The following is a 15,649-nucleotide window of genomic DNA, read 5'->3' on the forward strand; positions in this document are numbered from 1 at the left end:
GTATTGTGCAGTAAGTAGTTTTGTTAAATTTACAATAAAAAAATTGACAAAATGCTTTACGTTTCAATATAATTAATTGTAATATAAGAATATATTTGTTTTTAGTATATATATCCGTTTTAATCGGTTAAATGAAATAAAAAAACCTCTTTTCCTGATCCGAAAAGAGGTTTTTTTATGGAGATTTATTGAAACTAGAAGCCAAGTTTAAATGGAGCTGAATCGAAGTTTAGGGTCTAGACAAATTTCTATTTCGATTCAGATTTTATTTTTAGAAAGGATTTTAAAGAAGGGGTTGATATATTAAATCACTGATTTATTTTAATTAATTTTAGGTTATATTTTTTAATTTTATGATGTTTCCTTTCAATTTTGTTTAAAAAACTCGCCGAGATTGAGCATTATTTTTACAATTGGCTCTCTCTGTTATTCTAAAAATGGCTCTCGTTTCTTCAGAGCCGAAACGACAAATTAAAGCCATAGAAAGTATGCATGCGGAAGCGTCGTTTTTAATCCTTATTCCATTCTGGACGGAATAGGTTGAACGACACAGTTTTTAGGAGGTATTTGCGGCATGGTGTATGTGATGCCAAAAGCTACTAATACCTTCAATATATTAAGGAAAATGATATGGCAGCACATCAAAATGGTTCTGAAGCCAATCTCTCCCAAGGTCTAAAACACGGGCTACAGTCACGCCACCTCACGATGATTTCAATTGCAGGTGTGATCGGTGGTTCTTTATTTGTCGGTTCAGGCAGTATTATTTACAACACAGGACCAGTGGTCTTTCTAACCTATGCCTTAGGTGGTTTACTGGTTTGGTTCATCATGCGTATGTTGGGTGAAATGGCGGTGTTAAACCCAGACAGCGGTTCATTTTCAACTTATGCTGACCGTGCAATTGGTCGGTGGGCAGGCTTTTCAATCGGATGGTTGTATTGGTGTACCTTGGCGATGTTGATGGGGTGGGAAGCCTATGTCGCAGGTAAAATTCTGAATAGTTGGTTCCCCTTTATCCCGATTTGGGCTTATATGGTCTTAGTCATCGGCGGATTAGTTGCAGTCAATTTACAAAACGTCAAAAACTATGGTGAGTTTGAGTTTTGGTTTGCTTTGATCAAAGTTATTGCGATCGTGGTGTTTTTGGTGATCGGTAGCTTAGCGATCATGCATTTATGGCCGTGGGGTGATGCGTCTGCTTCTGGGGTCAGTAATCTAACCGCTCAAGGTTTTATGCCAAATGGCGCATCGTCAGTGATTACGGCATTACTTGGAGTCATGTTTGCCTATATTGGGGCTGAAATTGTCACGGTTGCAGCGGCTGAATCAGAAAATCCATCGAAAGAAATTCGTAAAGCCTCAAATTCAGTGGTTTGGCGAATTGTATTATTTTACGTCGGTTCAATGTTTGTCGCGGTTTGTTTGATTCCACATAATAACGAGTTATTAAAAGACTCAACTTGGGGAACTTATAGTGTGACTTTAACGGCACTCGGTATTCCAGAAGCACGTCATATCGTGAATTTCGTGGTGCTGACTTCAGTATGTAGCTGTTTTAACTCAGCATTGTATACCTGTTCACGTATGCTATTTTCATTATCAAAACGTGGTGATGCACCGAAAAGTTTTGGTTCTGTAAATAGTAAGAGCAGCCCTTGGGTAGGGGTGATTGTGTCATGCTTTTTCTCAGTAATTGCTGTGATTTTAACGGCTACCGAAAGTATGAATGTATATGACTTTTTCATGTTAACTACAGGTGCAGCAACACTGTATGTGTATTTAACCATTGCCTATTCTCAGCTTCGTATGCGTAAAAAACTTGAAGCAGAGGGCGCAAAAATTGAATTTAAAATGTGGTTATTCCCTTATATTACTTATCTCGTGATATTTGCCATTATCGGTGCAATTCTCACCATGTTGATAGAGGGAACTTATTTTAAAGAAGTCATTTACACCACAGCGCTCTTTGGCATTATCGTGTTCTTTGGTTTTGTCTCGCAAAAATTGCGTTGGGGAGAAGAGCGTCGAGCATCTCACCTGAGCCAAGTGCATGAGGAAAAATTAGTCTAAGTTCTTTTAAAAGTGAAAAAAGAGCCTCAAATCATGAGGCTCTTTTTTTAGATGCGACAATCGTAAAACAGCATCAATTGAGCGTGGGTACACCTGCTTCTCGTAAGCATTGCAATAACACACCAAAAGCCATCACCATGTCTTTTTCATTAACACAGGCGAAGCCCATCAACAGTCCACGTTCAGCGAGAGCATGTGATTGCATGTAATATTGCGACAATGGGCGAACTTTCACGCCTCGTTCTAAGGCTTTACTGGTAATCGCGACATCATCGCAATCATTTGGTAATTTGAGGACCAAATGTAAGCCTGCGGCTTCATCATATTCATGTAGAAATTCAGTACCTAGATAGCGTTTGATCAAACTGACCAGATAATCCCGGCGTTTGCCATACAGTAGGCGCATACGTCGAATGTGCGCTTCATAATGACCTTCACGAATAAATTCAGCGAGTGCTTTTTGTTCAAGTAAATGCCCACCACGATATAGTTCTGCTGCCACGATTCTTAAAGATGAGAACAAGGGTTTAGGTACAACGAGATATCCAATTCTGAGTGATGGATAAATGGTTTTACTAAAGGTACCCATGTAGAGTACTGGAGCATTATTTTCTAAACCCTGCAAAGAGGGATAAGGTTGTCCTGAGAATCTAAACTCACTGTCATAATCATCTTCTACGATCCAACTGTTGTGTTGACGAGCAATTTGAATCAATTCTTTACGTCGATTTACACTGAGATGTGAGCCTAAAGGGTATTGATGAGAAGGGGTAACAAAGATCAGTTTAGGCGGTTGAGTTGGATTGTTTTCAGGAATAATACCTTCTGCATCAACGGGCATAGGTTGAATATCCAAGCCATTGATCCTGAGTGTGTTACGCATTCCCCAATATGCGGGATCTTCAATCCAAACACGATCACCAATGTCACTCAGCGCACGAGAAACTAAGTCAATCGCTTGATGAATGCCTTCGGTGATAATGATTTGATCTGCATCACATTGCACAGAGCGGGCGACTTTTAAGTAATCTGCCAAAGCACTCCGAAGTTCAATACATCCCCCAGCATTGCTATAAATCAGTCGATTCACATCAGGTTCACGACTTAAACGTGCTTGAATCCGACTAAAAATATGATGTGGAAACTCAGTGACATCAGGTGCCCCGGGTACAAAAGCTCCCCATTGATGCGGTGATGCAGCAGCATAGCCCAATAAGTTTGAGCCACGTTGTGATAGTACATATGAACTTTGGATATTAGGGAGTTCAGGTTTTTTCTTTTTATTTTTGGTGTTTAAGAAACTTTCAGGGAGTTTTTCTGCGACCCAAGTTCCATGTCCTGTACGTGCTTCTAAATATCCTTCTGCTTGTAACTGCTCATAAGCACTCAGCACAGTGTTTCGAGAGACATGAATTTCACTGGCTAAATCACGTGACGCAGGTAAGCGCGTCATCGGTTGAATGACGCCTTCTATGATTGCACCACGTAGACATCGAAAAAGGCGTTGATGTAGTTTTCCCTCCGTGTCTTGTTGGAGCCTTTGCAGCAAATGATCTCCAAGTAAACTACGCAATTGGCTCTCTCCTACAGTTTAAAAATGGCTCTCGTCTCTTGCCTTGAGACGAGCGAAATTACAGCTATAGGCAGTCATTGTATCGCATCCTAAAAATCGACCCCTAGGATGTACTACCAAAGCTGTAACTGATGATGAGATATGAGGGAATAAAATGGATACTCAACATTCTGCACTGAATACACGCAAACAGCAAGCAACGCCACGTGGCGTCGGTGTGATGTGTCAGTGGTATGCAGAAAAAGCTGAAAATGCAACCATTTGGGACAAGGAAGGCAAGCAATATATCGATTTTGCAGGTGGTATTGCAGTACTCAATACAGGCCATCGTCATCCGAAAGTGATCGCGGCTGTCACAGAGCAACTGACTAAATTTACCCATACGGCTTATCAAGTGACACCTTATGAAAGTTATGTTGCTTTGGCTGAACGCATTAATCAGCGCGCGCCGATCGCAGGTGCAGCGAAAACAGCATTTTTCACTACAGGTGCAGAAGCAGTTGAAAATGCAGTGAAGATCGCACGTTCATATACAGGTCGTCACGGCATCATTACTTTTGGTAATGGTTTCCATGGTCGCTCATTTATGACGATGGCAATGACAGGTAAAACTGCACCCTATAAACGTGATTTTGGTGTGATGCCAGCAGGTGTATTCCATGCTCGTTATCCAGTGCCAGAAAAAGGTATCTCGGTTGCAGCAGCGATTGAAAGTGTTGAAGATATTTTTAGCGAAGATATTGCCCCACATGACGTCGCGGCAATTGTGCTTGAACCTGTACAAGGTGAAGGCGGTTTCAACGTTGTACCTGCTGAATTCTTAAAACGCTTACGTGCTTTGTGTGATAAGCACGGTATTTTATTGGTCGCTGATGAAGTGCAATCTGGTTTTGCGCGCACAGGCAAATTATTTGCCATGAATCATTATGAAACCAAAGCAGATTTGATCACGATGGCGAAAAGCTTGGGTGGTGGTTTCCCAATCTCAGGTGTAGTGGGACGTGCCGAAGTGATGGATGCACCAAATCCAGGCGGTTTGGGTGGCACCTATGCAGGTAGCCCAATCGCGGTTGCTGCTGCTCATGCGGTGATTGATGCAATCGAAGAAGAACACTTATGTGATCGTGCCAATGAGCTAGGTACAGAGTTGGTTACTGTTTTAAAAGAAATTCAAGAAACTTCAGGCGATGTTGTTACACAAATTCGTGCTTTGGGTTCAATGGTCGCTGCCGAGCTAGAAACAGCTGAACAAGCAAAAGCAGTACAAAGTTATGCAATGGAACATGGTTTATTGATTCTCACTTGTGGTAAATACGGTAATGTTATTCGTTTCCTATATCCGTTAACCATTCCTGCTGAGCAATTCCGTCAAGGTCTCGATATTTTAAAACAAGGTTTTGCAGCATTAACAGCAGACAGTGCACAAGCAGTGGAGCAATCTGCATGATTCAAAACAATTTGCAGTATTTATTACAGCACCCCGATATTTCATTAGCTGCACCTACGGCTCATAACGATATCGAAGTGAAAGATGCTGCGACAGGTGAAACATTGGCATGGGTGAAAAGTTATGACCGTGCTGGTGTTGAAGCTGCGATTCAGCGTTCAGCCCAAGCCCAAGCTGCATGGAAAAAGCAAACTGCTTTAGTTCGTGCCGATGTACTTTTGGCATGGTATCAGTTGATGCTTGAGCATAAAGAAAATCTTGCACAGATTTTAACTGCCGAACAAGGTAAACCGTTGGCTGAAGCTCGTGGTGAAATTGGTTATGCCGCTTCATTCATCCGTTGGTTTGCTGAGCAAGCTCGTCGTATTGATGGTGACGTGTTAACGCCAACATTGCCAAATCAACGTTTGCTTGTGATTAAACAAGCAATCGGGGTGACTGCTGCGATAACGCCGTGGAATTTCCCTGCGGCGATGATCACACGCAAAGCTGCACCAGCAATTGCGGCGGGTTGTTCGATGTTAGTCAAACCTGCTGAACAAACACCTTTGACTGCATATGCACTGGAAGTGTTGGCTCTAAAAGCAGGTTTGCCTGCCGATATCTTGTTAAATATCAGCGGTGATGCGATTGAAGTTGGCAAAACACTGTGCGAGAGCGATATTGTACGTAAGTTAAGTTTTACAGGTTCAACCCAAGTGGGGCGCATTTTGATGCAGCAATGTGCGCCGACGATTAAGAAGTTATCGCTCGAATTGGGTGGTAATGCACCTGTGTTGGTGTTTGATGATGCCAATCTCGATCAAGCCGTTAAGGGCATTATGGCGAGTAAATATCGCAATAGTGGTCAGACTTGCGTATGTGCGAATCGAATTTATGTACAAGATGGTATCTACGATGCTTTGGCAGATCGGTTAGTCGAAGCTGTGGCTAAGCTGCAGGTCGGTGATGGTCGTCAGGAAACATCAACGCAAGGTCCATTGATTGATGAAGATGCGATTGCCAAAGTCCAGTCACATATTGCTGATGCGACTGCAAAAGGTGCGACAATACGTATTGGTGGTCAGCGTTCAGCACTTGGTGGCACTTTCTTTGAACCAACGGTACTGACCAACGTCACTCAAGATATGAAAGTATCTAAAGAAGAGACCTTTGGTCCACTGGCGCCGTTATTCCGTTTCAAAACTGAAGACGAAGCCGTAGCCATGGCAAATGATACGGAATTTGGTTTGGCCGCATATGTGTTTACTCAAAGCGCAGCTCGTCAATGGCGTGTTGGTGAGGCACTTGAATATGGCATGGTTGGAATTAACACAGGAGCAATTTCAAATGAAGTTGCGCCATTTGGTGGAGTTAAACAATCAGGCTTAGGTCGTGAAGGTTCAAAATTCGGCATTGAGGAATATCTCGAAATGAAATACCTCTGTGTGGATTTATCTGAGTAAATCTTGGATAACTGAACACTCAAACGTGTTCGATAAAGACGGTCATGCCCATTCATGACCGTTTTTTTTATTAAGCCGAAAGATAACCTTTGTGGCTCTCAGGCAAACGTCTTAAATGTTCAATCAAGGTTTCGGTCAGGCGTTCGACGACAAGGCGTTGTCCTTTTCGAGATACGTAGACCAATTGTAAGGTCCCAATATTAGATTTCCATTCAGGCATCAAATGAATCAGTTTACCTTTGCGAATATCGGATTCCACAGTTAAGAATGGTAGGTCAGCGATACCTAAACCATCTGCTACTGCATAATACACACCGGCCAAATCATTACTTTTGATTCGCGGTTGATAGGGAACATCCATCGTTTCCCCTGTGCGAGTATTGCAAAAATGCCAAATATAATTTGCTTTTTGGGTGCCTAAGCTAATGCTTGGATAATCTTTAAGATCAGAAAAATGCTTGATGCTGCGACCTTGGAGTAACTCAGGGGAGGCAACTAGACAATGATCAGTTTTAATGACATCTCGAACAATTAAATTAGAATCTTCATTTGGTTCAAAATTGGTTCGAATCGCGAGATCAATATCATCATGTAAAATATCCACTCTTCGACTGGTGAGCTCAAGTGATATTTCTACTTTAGGATAGGTTTTTAAAAATTGATTGAGGATTTTGCGAATTTGAAAATGCATCATTAACGGCGGACAGCTAATTTTAACTAAGCCTTGTGGCTCGCTTTTTTGTTTGAGTAAGACATTTTCCGCACACTCAACTTGAGTGATGACTTTACAGCACTCTTCATAAAATTCTTGACCTAATTCGGTCACTTTAAAATGTCGAGTTGTACGCTGAATGAGGCTGACATTAAATTTATCTTCTAGGTCAATGATACGGCGGCTGAGTTTCGATTTACTGATATTTTCTGCTTCACTTGCAGCACTAAACCCACCATGTTTTACCACTAGATAGAAATAATAATAATCATCAAATGAGTTCATCAAGGCAGATCAAATCCTATAACTATTCAGTTGAGAATAGCATGAACTATTCTCAACTGATGGGGCAGGTCAATTATTTTTGATTAGTGTTTTGATTATAGCTGTTGATCAAATTACGATAATCTGGAATGTGGTTTGAGAATAATGTTCCCAATCCTTCAATATCATTACGCCAGTCACGATGTAACTCACACGCCATACCAAACCATGTCATTAATTGAGCACCCGCTTTAGACATACGATCCCATGCTGCATCACGAGTCAACTCATTAAACGTACCTGAAGCATCGGTAATTACAAAAACTTCAAATTCTTCAGCAAGTGCTGATAGTGTTGGGAAAGCCACACAAACTTCAGTCACAACACCCGCAATAATCAATTGTTTTTTGCCAGTTGCTTTAACCGCTTTAACGAAGTCTTCATTGTCCCATGCATTAATCTGACCTGGACGCGCAATATAAGGCGCATCGGGGAACATTTCTTTAAGTTCAGGAACGAGGGGACCGTTTGGACCATTTTCAAAACTTGTAGTCAGGATTGTCGGTAAATTAAAATATTTCGCAGCATCTGCAAGTGCCAACACATTATTTTTAAATTTGTCAGGATCGATATCGCGGACTAATGACAATAAGCCTGTTTGATGATCGACCAATAACACAGCCGCATTATTCTTATCTAAACGAATATAGTCTTGGCTCATGATTTTATCCTCAAGTTGTTTTAGGTTAATTTTGAAATAAAGGCTTCGATTGAAGCTTGAAATTAAAATTATGCTATTGGAAATTTTCTAGGTTCAGAAGTCTGAAAAATGAGACAAACAATACTATAAATAGGATTATTTAAGTCTCATCCTAATTTATACCCTGTGACCAAGTTGTTTGTCCTATTCATGAAATAATGTGTTGCTGTCCTGTGCCTATAAGTCTATCTCTGTGAGGCGTAGAATAATCATCAAGATCGCAACTTCTACACTTTAGGAGTAAAAAGATGAAAACGATTACAGGTATTTATCAAAATAAACATATGCATTGGGTGGGTGATGGTTTCCCAGTGTACAACTTATTTTCTTATGATCGCTTAGGGCAAACAATCAGTCCTTTTTTACTGTTGGACTACGCAGCACCTTATCGCTTTGAACCAACTACAGCTCAGCATGGCGTGGGTACACATCCACACCGTGGATTCGAAACTGTAACAATAGCTTATCAGGGTGAAGTGACACACAAAGACTCAGCAGGTGGCGGCGGTACGATCAAAACTGGTGATGTACAGTGGATGACTGCTGGCGGTGGAATTCTGCATCAAGAGTTTCATTCTCCTGAGTTTGCTCAGCAAGGTGGTTTGTTTGAAATGGTGCAACTATGGGTCAATTTACCTGCACACTCAAAAATGACACCTGCAAAGTATCAAGCGATTGAATCTAGCAAGATTCAGAAAATCGCATTAGATGATGTGGGCAGCGAGTTACGTGTGATTGCAGGCGAATACCAAGACCTTGCAGGTGCAGCAACAACATTTAGTCCAGTCAATGTTTGGGATGGTCAATTGATCGAAGGTCAAAGCCATACATTCTATGTACCTGAAGGACACACCACATTATTTGTGCTGTTGTCAGGTCAGGTTGTATTGAGTAATCAAACCATTGATTCTCCAAGTTTAGTCGTATTAAGCCGTGAAGAGATTGATTTTGCTGTTCAAGCAACTCAGAACAGTAAATTCTTGATCTTAACTGGCCAACCATTGAATGAACCAATCGAAGGGTATGGTCCATTTGTAATGAACGATAAAGCGGAAATCGTTGATGCAATTAATGATTTTAATCGTGGTAAGTTTGGAATAATGAATTAAGTTTAACCAAACATTGATTCATATAAGAAAGCCCATAACTCCTTTGACGTTATGGGCTTTCGGCTATAAGGTTCCTCTATTGATTATTTTAATGTTATGTCACTTATAATTATGCAGTTTATTATGTGACTCAGTTTTCATTGTTGTGTAATCAGAATAGCCCCATTTTTGTGACTTGCAAAGGGGGATCAGCGTGAAAAATGGAAAAATAAAGAACGATCTGTATATTTTTATTATTCATTTAATAATAAAATTAATTTATTCATAAGCTTACGATTAAAAAATCAGCTGTGCTAAATGTAACAATACATGAAGACATTATTACTACAAAAGTATGGCTTAAATGCTGAATCTGGTATTTTTTAATACGGCATTTGGGTTAACTATCAGTCATAATCAAGAAAAATCATCAACTGATGGGACAAAAATTTTGGATATTGCAATTATTGGCAGTGGAATGGCAGGACTCGCTGCCGCCAGAATCCTACATGATGCAGGGCACAAAGTAACCATATTCGAAGCACTCGCTGGACGAGGTATGGATAGCCACAGTATCGAATTCGATGGTGGTATTATTGATGCACCCTTACGCGTGATGAATCCTAAACTTTGGAAGAATACCTTAAGTTTAGCCAGTCACTTAGGAATAGAAACGTTTCCAGTGCGCACGTTTATGGCGTGTAGTTGGTTGTTTGAAGACAAAACAGACACATGGTTGACCACTTCGCGCAGTCGAATTGGTAACTTTCCGATTATTAATAACCGCAAAGGCATTCAGCAATATGGCTGGCGTCTCGTAAAAGGGATGTTGCAACTCAAAACTGCGGTTAATCAATTTTTCAAATCAGAAAATCAAGACATCACCTTAGCTGAATTCATGAATCAATATCATATTGAAGAAGTATTTTGGCATGGTACGGTGATGCCAGTGCTGTACACCATTTGTACATGTCACCCTAAAACCATTGGTGAATGGCCAGCTAAACCATTACTTGAATTTGTACGTCAATTGACGGAAGGCGAAGCACTACTACGAATGAAAGGTGGAACACCTGCTTTGGTGAATCGTTTAATCGAAGGGATTGAAATTCATAGTGGTGCGCCCGTTCAGAAGGTTGAAGAGCACGGCGATAAAGTATTGGTCGACAATGGACAAGGTGGAAGCAAAGCTTTTGACCGTGTTGTGATTGCAACGCCGACACCTGTGATTGAGAATTTCTTAAAGCAGCCTCAATTTGCTGATGACATCGACATATTGAAAAAGTTCAGATTTGAAGATGGTGATTTGGTGATTCATACCGATCCTGTCGTCATGCCAGCACGTCGTAAAGATTGGGCTGTATTGAGCTATATGATGGATCGTAAATTTACCCGTCAACAATTTACAGTTTGGATTAATGCAGTTGAACCATCTTTGGTTGGAAAAAATGCAGTGTTTCAAACTTGGTGTCCAGTCATTGACATCGATCCAAAGAAAATTATTTCTAAGGTTAAATTGACACGAGCAGTGGTTGACTTAGAAACTGTTGCTTTGAATAAAGAGATTCAACAACGTCATCTACAACAGAATCGTAAGGTCTTTTATTGTGGTTCTTGGTCATGTGATGGCTTGCCAATTTTAGAATCAGCAGTGACTTCTGCGATGCATATTGCAGAAATTTTAGGTGCCCCAGTTCCATTTGTTGGACTTAAACCACAAGTTAAAGTTGCACCTGAACTCGGTTACTAAATATGAAGCGCTTCAAGCAAGCATGGATTGAAAGCCTGATCGGGCATAAATATGCCATAGATGCAAAACGACTTGGTGATGAATCTAGGCTTGCTTGGAGTAATTTAGGATATTGGCAACAGCTACAGGATTATCCCTTAGCATGTCAAACGTTAGCAGATCAAATCGCTGAGGCAGTTCAGCTTAAAGGTTCCGATCGTGTTTTAGATCTCGGATGTGGGCAAGGTGCAAGTTTATTGCATTGGATTGAGCAGTATCATGTTCGTCAACTCAGTGCAGTGGAGCTGCAAGCTGAATGTGTCAAACGAATTCAACATGAGTTACCGCAGGTTGAAATTTATTGCCAATCCTTTTTAGATTTACAGCAAACCGTTACTTTGAATTTATTTGATGTGGTGCTGTGTTTGGATGCAGCTTATCACAGTGATTTGAATTCATTTCTTCGCTCAGCATCATCAGTTTTAAATTCAAAAGGACGAATTGCTTTTCATTATTTAATGTGGTCTGACCGTTGGCAAAACTGTTCTCAACTCCAAAAGCAACAATACCGTTATTTATTAAAGGCTGCGGATGTTAATGATTTAAACCTTCAAACAGAGTCACAATTGCTTCTAAACTTGCTAGAAAATGGTCTAGATGACATCATTATTCAAGATTTTTCAGAACCCGTTTTAAACGGTTTTTCAAATTTTATAAAAAATAAAACCAGCATAAAAAAACCGTTTGATTTTGCTCAACTTAAGATTGAAATGACTGCCAAGTTGTGTGCAAAGCTCTACCATGATGGATTGGTGCGGTATATTCAGGTGAGTGCAGTCAAAAAGTGAAAATAATATGCCAGTCTTATATTCAGGATCATGCTTATGTGGTGCGGTCAGTTATCAAGCTAGTGTAGAGCCACATTATCAATTTAATTGTCATTGTCGAGATTGTCAGAAAGCAACAGGTGCTGCATATGCGCCGATCGCATTTTTTCATCAATCAGAACTCAATATTCAGGGTGAACTTCATTATTTTGAATCATTTGGTGCATCTGGGAAGCCAATTCGACGTGCATTTTGCTCGACATGTGGCTCGCAAATGTTTGGGTTACCAGAAATAGTACCAGATATGATTTCGATTCGTGCAGGAACTTTGGATGATCCAAATTTGTATCAACCGCAAGCAGAAATTTTTGTGAGTCATGCAAATCAGTGGGATATGTTAAATCCAGAGCTTTTGCATTTTGAGAAAATGATGAGGAAGAAAAAGTAGAAAATGGTGCCGGCACACGGATTCGAACTGTGGACCTACTGATTACAAGTCAGTTGCTCTACCAACTGAGCTATGCCGGCAACGTGGCAAGAATTATAGATAATCCGTAGAAAAAAACAAGCGAAAAAATGAGCAAATAATTCGATTTATCCCCACTAAAAATTTTTATATCAAATTTTGATCAATTGCTGCTTGTTTGAAAGTGAGATGTGTAGGAGGAGCTGCTAAAACTGCAAAAGTACTTGCCCCGATTCAGAACTATATGAGTGGGATGCCCTAGAAAATATTTATAAATATTAGGAGTGACACTTTATGCCATAACACGAGAAATGTGGTTTTTTTGTGTCAAAAAATAAAACTAAATATATAACAAATATATAAAAAATTATTTTTTCATTGAATTTTTTTTGCTTTCTATGTATTGATATGAATTAAGCATTTCTACATTTAAATTAGGGATAGTTCATGATTGATGTGCAATATTCCGAAAATGTCTCAATTCTTCAATTATCTGATACTGCTTTTGTATTGAAGATCAATGATGCAAAGGTATATCACTTTTTATTGACACACTGTGAGCGAGAATTGGGCTGGGGAAAAATGATTCAAACTTCTCAATCATTTTTAAATGGAGAGATTGAATATCAAATTAATCTTGCGGAAATGGATGTTGAACACTTTGGGCGAGAGTTTTTTATGTTAGAGCCTGAGTTATTGGACAACATTTCGAAAAATTAAAGCTACAGATATGACTGATTTGTTGAAGTATCAATATTTATCCTGAATAAAAATACATACTTTTTGGTTTTGCCATCTCATCCCCAAGAGGTGGCTTTTTTTATGTTTGTTTTGTGACTTGATTTAATCTGAATCGTCTAGGGATTTGTATAAAAAATTAAGGAATAAAATTTATATGAATTACTCTATCTCAATTCGTATCGCAACTAACTCAGGATTCAATAGGGTGTATTGGAAAACATAAGGCAATAAAAAAAGCTTAAACCCTTTAGATTTAAGCTCTTAAGACTCTATGAGACATCATGGAAATTAAATTTGGCGGTGAGAGAGGGATTCGAACCCTCGAAACGCTATAAACGTTTACACACTTTCCAGGCGTGCTCCTTCAGCCACTCGGACACCTCACCAATGGGGTGCGATAGTAACTAAAAAAAAGCAGGCTGCCAAGTTGTAGCGAAACAGATTTGCAGAAAAACTTCTTGTCTAATGATAATATTGCGTCAAGTCACGTTTTATATTGAAGACAATATATGCAAAGTACTGCAAAAAAAGCAGCGTTGCCAGCCACGGCATTAGCAGCACTAGGGGTAGTCTTTGGAGACATTGGAACAAGTCCACTGTATGCATTGAAAGAATCATTTCATGCTGCACATGGACTCGGGATTCAGCCTGAAAATGTATTGGGTATCCTGTCCATTATCTTCTGGTGTTTGATGCTCATTATTAGTATCAAATACATCGCTATTGTTATGCGAGCAGACAATAATGGTGAAGGTGGAATCATGGCTTTACTGGCCTTGAATTTGCGCAAAGCCAAAATATCAGATACTAAAAAAATTTACTTGATTGCAATTGGGTTTATTGGCGCATCACTCTTCTTTGGTGATGGCATCATCACGCCTGCGATTTCAGTCCTCTCCGCAGTAGAAGGCTTATCCATCGCAACAGATGTACTCGATCCTTTTATTGTACCGATTGCAATTGTGATCGTTACGACCTTGTTTTTGATGCAAAAACATGGAACAGCTTTTGTCGGGAAATTTTTTGGTCCAATTACCTTACTTTGGTTTTTGTCATTAGGTATTCTCGGAATTGTCAGTGTCATACAGACACCTGTGGTTTTGGGTATGGTGAGTCCGCATTGGGCAATCCAATTTATTTTTACTCATCCTTTACAGTCCTTTTTTATTATGGGAGCTGTAGTCCTTACCGTGACTGGTGGTGAGGCTTTATATGCGGATATGGGACATTTCGGTCCTCGTCCAATTCGCTTTGGTTGGTTCACCGTTGTTTTACCATGCTTGGTGTTAAATTACGCGGGTCAAGGTGCATTACTACTTCGTAACCCTGCTGCGATCGAAAATCCATTTTATTTATTGGTGCCGAGTTGGGCCTTATATCCAATGATTATCTTGGCAACTATGGCAGCGGTGATTGCATCACAAGCGGTTATTTCAGGGGTGTTTTCCCTTGCACGTCAGGCGATTCAATTGGGATATCTGCCACGTTTAAGTATTAAACATACATCAGATTCAGAAGAAGGTCAGATTTATGTCCCATTCCTGAATTGGTTGCTTCTCGTCGCGATTGTAATTTTAATCTTAATCTTTAAGACCAGCTCAAACCTTGCAAGTGCTTATGGTTTAGCTGTGACCTTAACGATGTTGTGTGACACCATTCTGGTTGCGATCTTTATTTTCTATGCATGGAAATGGAGTCTGCCTAAAGTATTGCTTTTAATTATTCCATTTTTCTTTTTGGAATCGGTACTGGTTGCGGCTGCTTCATTAAAAATGTTCTCTGGTGGTTGGGTTCCTTTACTCATCGGCAGTATCGCAGTCATGATTCTAATGACTTGGAAGCGTGGTCGTGAGTTGACCTTTGCTAAACTGGAACACGATACTTTATCTTTGGATTTATTCGTCAGAAGTCTGGGGGATAATGTCCATCGTGTGGCTGGTGATGCAGTATTTTTGACAGGTACGCCGAATGTTGTACCTCATGCGATGTTGCATAATATTAAGCACAACAAAGTATTGCATGAGCGAAATATTCTAGTCACGGTTGTGATTGAAGATGTTCCTTTTGTTCCTCAAGAGGAGCGGGTGCAAGTCGAAACACTAAACGAGCATTTCTATCGCATTAAAATCTTCTATGGATTTAAAGATGAGCCAAATGTTCCACGTGCATTAATGCAAGCATATGAGCAATTAGAATTTGAATATGATTTGATGCAGATTAGTTTCTTCATTTCACGCGATCGTATCGTGCACAGTGTTGGTGATGGAATGTCTCCGTGGCGTGAACGTTTATTTATCTCAATGCAACGAAACACTAGCCCTGTTAGTGATTTTTATCAAATTCCGACTAACCGTGTCGTCGAGTTAGGTAGTCAAATCGAAATTTAAGAACTGGTTTTAAAAAAGGTACGTTCGCGTGCCTTTTTTATTGTCTGCTGATCAATTGTACAGTTTTGCGACATAAATTGTCGTTCATGCTCGGAACGCAATATACATCAAGCTTTTGAGTTGTTAAGCTTCGCATT

12 protein-coding genes and 2 tRNA genes are annotated in these 15,649 nt (G+C 40.0%); 9 read left to right on the top strand and 5 right to left on the bottom strand.

From position 1 onward, the window contains the following. Window positions 1-630: 630 nt before the first annotated feature. Complete coding sequence (locus IRT38_RS04095) at window positions 631-2,073, top strand: amino acid permease (RefSeq protein WP_004909824.1); 1,443 nt, start codon at window positions 631-633, stop codon at window positions 2,071-2,073. 73 nt (window positions 2,074-2,146) lie between these two features. Here the strand turns inward: IRT38_RS04095 and IRT38_RS04100 are convergent, their stop codons facing one another. Beyond that, the gene (locus IRT38_RS04100; protein ID WP_125299672.1) at window positions 2,147-3,646 is read right to left on the bottom strand and encodes a PLP-dependent aminotransferase family protein; all 1,500 of its coding nucleotides are present in this window, start codon (window positions 3,644-3,646) and stop codon (window positions 2,147-2,149) included. A 154-nt stretch (window positions 3,647-3,800) separates the two neighbouring features. Here IRT38_RS04100 and gabT point away from each other — a divergent pair, with 154 nt between their 5' ends. Both gabT and IRT38_RS04110 read left to right on the top strand, forming a co-directional pair. Next, entirely contained in the window at window positions 3,801-5,093 is a 1,293-nt protein-coding gene (gene gabT / locus IRT38_RS04105; RefSeq protein ID WP_004951385.1) for a 4-aminobutyrate--2-oxoglutarate transaminase, read from the top strand. Beyond that, the gene (locus tag IRT38_RS04110; protein WP_194597013.1) at window positions 5,090-6,538 is read left to right on the top strand and encodes an NAD-dependent succinate-semialdehyde dehydrogenase; all 1,449 of its coding nucleotides are present in this window, start codon (window positions 5,090-5,092) and stop codon (window positions 6,536-6,538) included. Before gabT ends, IRT38_RS04110 begins: the two co-directional genes overlap by 4 nt. 70 nt (window positions 6,539-6,608) lie before the next feature. Here IRT38_RS04110 and IRT38_RS04115 read toward each other — a convergent pair whose 3' ends face one another. Together IRT38_RS04115 and ycaC are read right to left on the bottom strand one after the other, a co-directional pair. Continuing rightward, on the bottom strand, window positions 6,609-7,535 hold the full coding sequence (locus IRT38_RS04115) for a LysR substrate-binding domain-containing protein (RefSeq protein ID WP_194597059.1): 927 nt from the start codon (window positions 7,533-7,535) through the stop codon (window positions 6,609-6,611). Window positions 7,536-7,608: 73 nt separating this feature from the next. Continuing rightward, the gene (gene ycaC, locus IRT38_RS04120) at window positions 7,609-8,235 is read right to left on the bottom strand and encodes an isochorismate family cysteine hydrolase YcaC (protein WP_004909812.1); all 627 of its coding nucleotides are present in this window, start codon (window positions 8,233-8,235) and stop codon (window positions 7,609-7,611) included. Between the two features lie 287 nt (window positions 8,236-8,522). Here ycaC and IRT38_RS04125 point away from each other — a divergent pair, with 287 nt between their 5' ends. The 4 genes from IRT38_RS04125 (at window position 8,523) to IRT38_RS04140 (ending at window position 12,366) form a co-directional block, all read left to right on the top strand. Continuing rightward, window positions 8,523-9,383: a pirin family protein gene (locus IRT38_RS04125; protein ID WP_194597014.1), complete on the top strand. Its 861-nt coding sequence runs from the start codon at window positions 8,523-8,525 to the stop codon at window positions 9,381-9,383. 430 nt (window positions 9,384-9,813) lie between these two features. After that, window positions 9,814-11,112, top strand: coding sequence for an FAD-dependent oxidoreductase (locus tag IRT38_RS04130; RefSeq protein ID WP_194597060.1), 1,299 nt, complete (start codon window positions 9,814-9,816; stop codon window positions 11,110-11,112). Window positions 11,113-11,114: 2 nt separating this feature from the next. Continuing rightward, window positions 11,115-11,939, top strand: a complete 825-nt coding sequence (locus IRT38_RS04135) for an SAM-dependent methyltransferase (protein WP_194597015.1) — start codon at window positions 11,115-11,117, stop codon at window positions 11,937-11,939. Between the two features lie 7 nt (window positions 11,940-11,946). Further along, on the top strand, window positions 11,947-12,366 hold the full coding sequence (locus tag IRT38_RS04140) for a GFA family protein (RefSeq protein WP_112986121.1): 420 nt from the start codon (window positions 11,947-11,949) through the stop codon (window positions 12,364-12,366). Between the two features lie 4 nt (window positions 12,367-12,370). On the opposite strand, the gene IRT38_RS04145 is transcribed toward IRT38_RS04140, so the two are convergent. Further along, a tRNA-Thr gene (locus tag IRT38_RS04145) sits at window positions 12,371-12,446 on the bottom strand. A 385-nt stretch (window positions 12,447-12,831) separates the two neighbouring features. On the opposite strand from IRT38_RS04145, the gene IRT38_RS04150 reads away from it, so the two are divergent. After that, a complete protein-coding gene (locus IRT38_RS04150; protein WP_004951410.1) occupies window positions 12,832-13,104 on the top strand; it encodes a hypothetical protein in 273 nt (90 codons plus the stop codon). Between the two features lie 316 nt (window positions 13,105-13,420). On the opposite strand, the gene IRT38_RS04155 is transcribed toward IRT38_RS04150, so the two are convergent. Then, a tRNA-Ser gene (locus IRT38_RS04155) sits at window positions 13,421-13,511 on the bottom strand. A 123-nt stretch (window positions 13,512-13,634) separates the two neighbouring features. Here IRT38_RS04155 and IRT38_RS04160 point away from each other — a divergent pair. Beyond that, window positions 13,635-15,512 (top strand): potassium transporter Kup, encoded by a 1,878-nt coding sequence (locus tag IRT38_RS04160; RefSeq protein ID WP_129261399.1) that lies wholly within the window; start codon window positions 13,635-13,637, stop codon window positions 15,510-15,512. The last annotated feature ends 137 nt before the right edge of the window (window positions 15,513-15,649 follow it).

The sequence above is a fragment of the Acinetobacter sp. SK-43 genome (assembly GCF_015351505.1).
Classification (GTDB): Bacteria; Pseudomonadota; Gammaproteobacteria; order Pseudomonadales; family Moraxellaceae; genus Acinetobacter; species Acinetobacter junii.

Excerpts from the sequence above, each read along its gene's own strand:
- IRT38_RS04150 (WP_004951410.1), top strand. The coding sequence starts at position 12,832 with ATGATTGATGTGCAATATTCCGAAAATGTCTCAATTCTTCAATTATCT.
- IRT38_RS04135 (WP_194597015.1), top strand. The coding sequence starts at position 11,115 with ATGAAGCGCTTCAAGCAAGCATGGATTGAAAGCCTGATCGGGCATAAA.
- IRT38_RS04160 (WP_129261399.1), top strand. The coding sequence starts at position 13,635 with ATGCAAAGTACTGCAAAAAAAGCAGCGTTGCCAGCCACGGCATTAGCA.
- IRT38_RS04115 (WP_194597059.1), bottom strand. The coding sequence starts at position 7,535 with ATGAACTCATTTGATGATTATTATTATTTCTATCTAGTGGTAAAACAT.
- IRT38_RS04140 (WP_112986121.1), top strand. The coding sequence starts at position 11,947 with ATGCCAGTCTTATATTCAGGATCATGCTTATGTGGTGCGGTCAGTTAT.
- IRT38_RS04095 (WP_004909824.1), top strand. The coding sequence starts at position 631 with ATGGCAGCACATCAAAATGGTTCTGAAGCCAATCTCTCCCAAGGTCTA.
- gabT (WP_004951385.1), top strand. The coding sequence starts at position 3,801 with ATGGATACTCAACATTCTGCACTGAATACACGCAAACAGCAAGCAACG.
- ycaC (WP_004909812.1), bottom strand. The coding sequence starts at position 8,235 with ATGAGCCAAGACTATATTCGTTTAGATAAGAATAATGCGGCTGTGTTA.
- IRT38_RS04125 (WP_194597014.1), top strand. The coding sequence starts at position 8,523 with ATGAAAACGATTACAGGTATTTATCAAAATAAACATATGCATTGGGTG.
- IRT38_RS04110 (WP_194597013.1), top strand. The coding sequence starts at position 5,090 with ATGATTCAAAACAATTTGCAGTATTTATTACAGCACCCCGATATTTCA.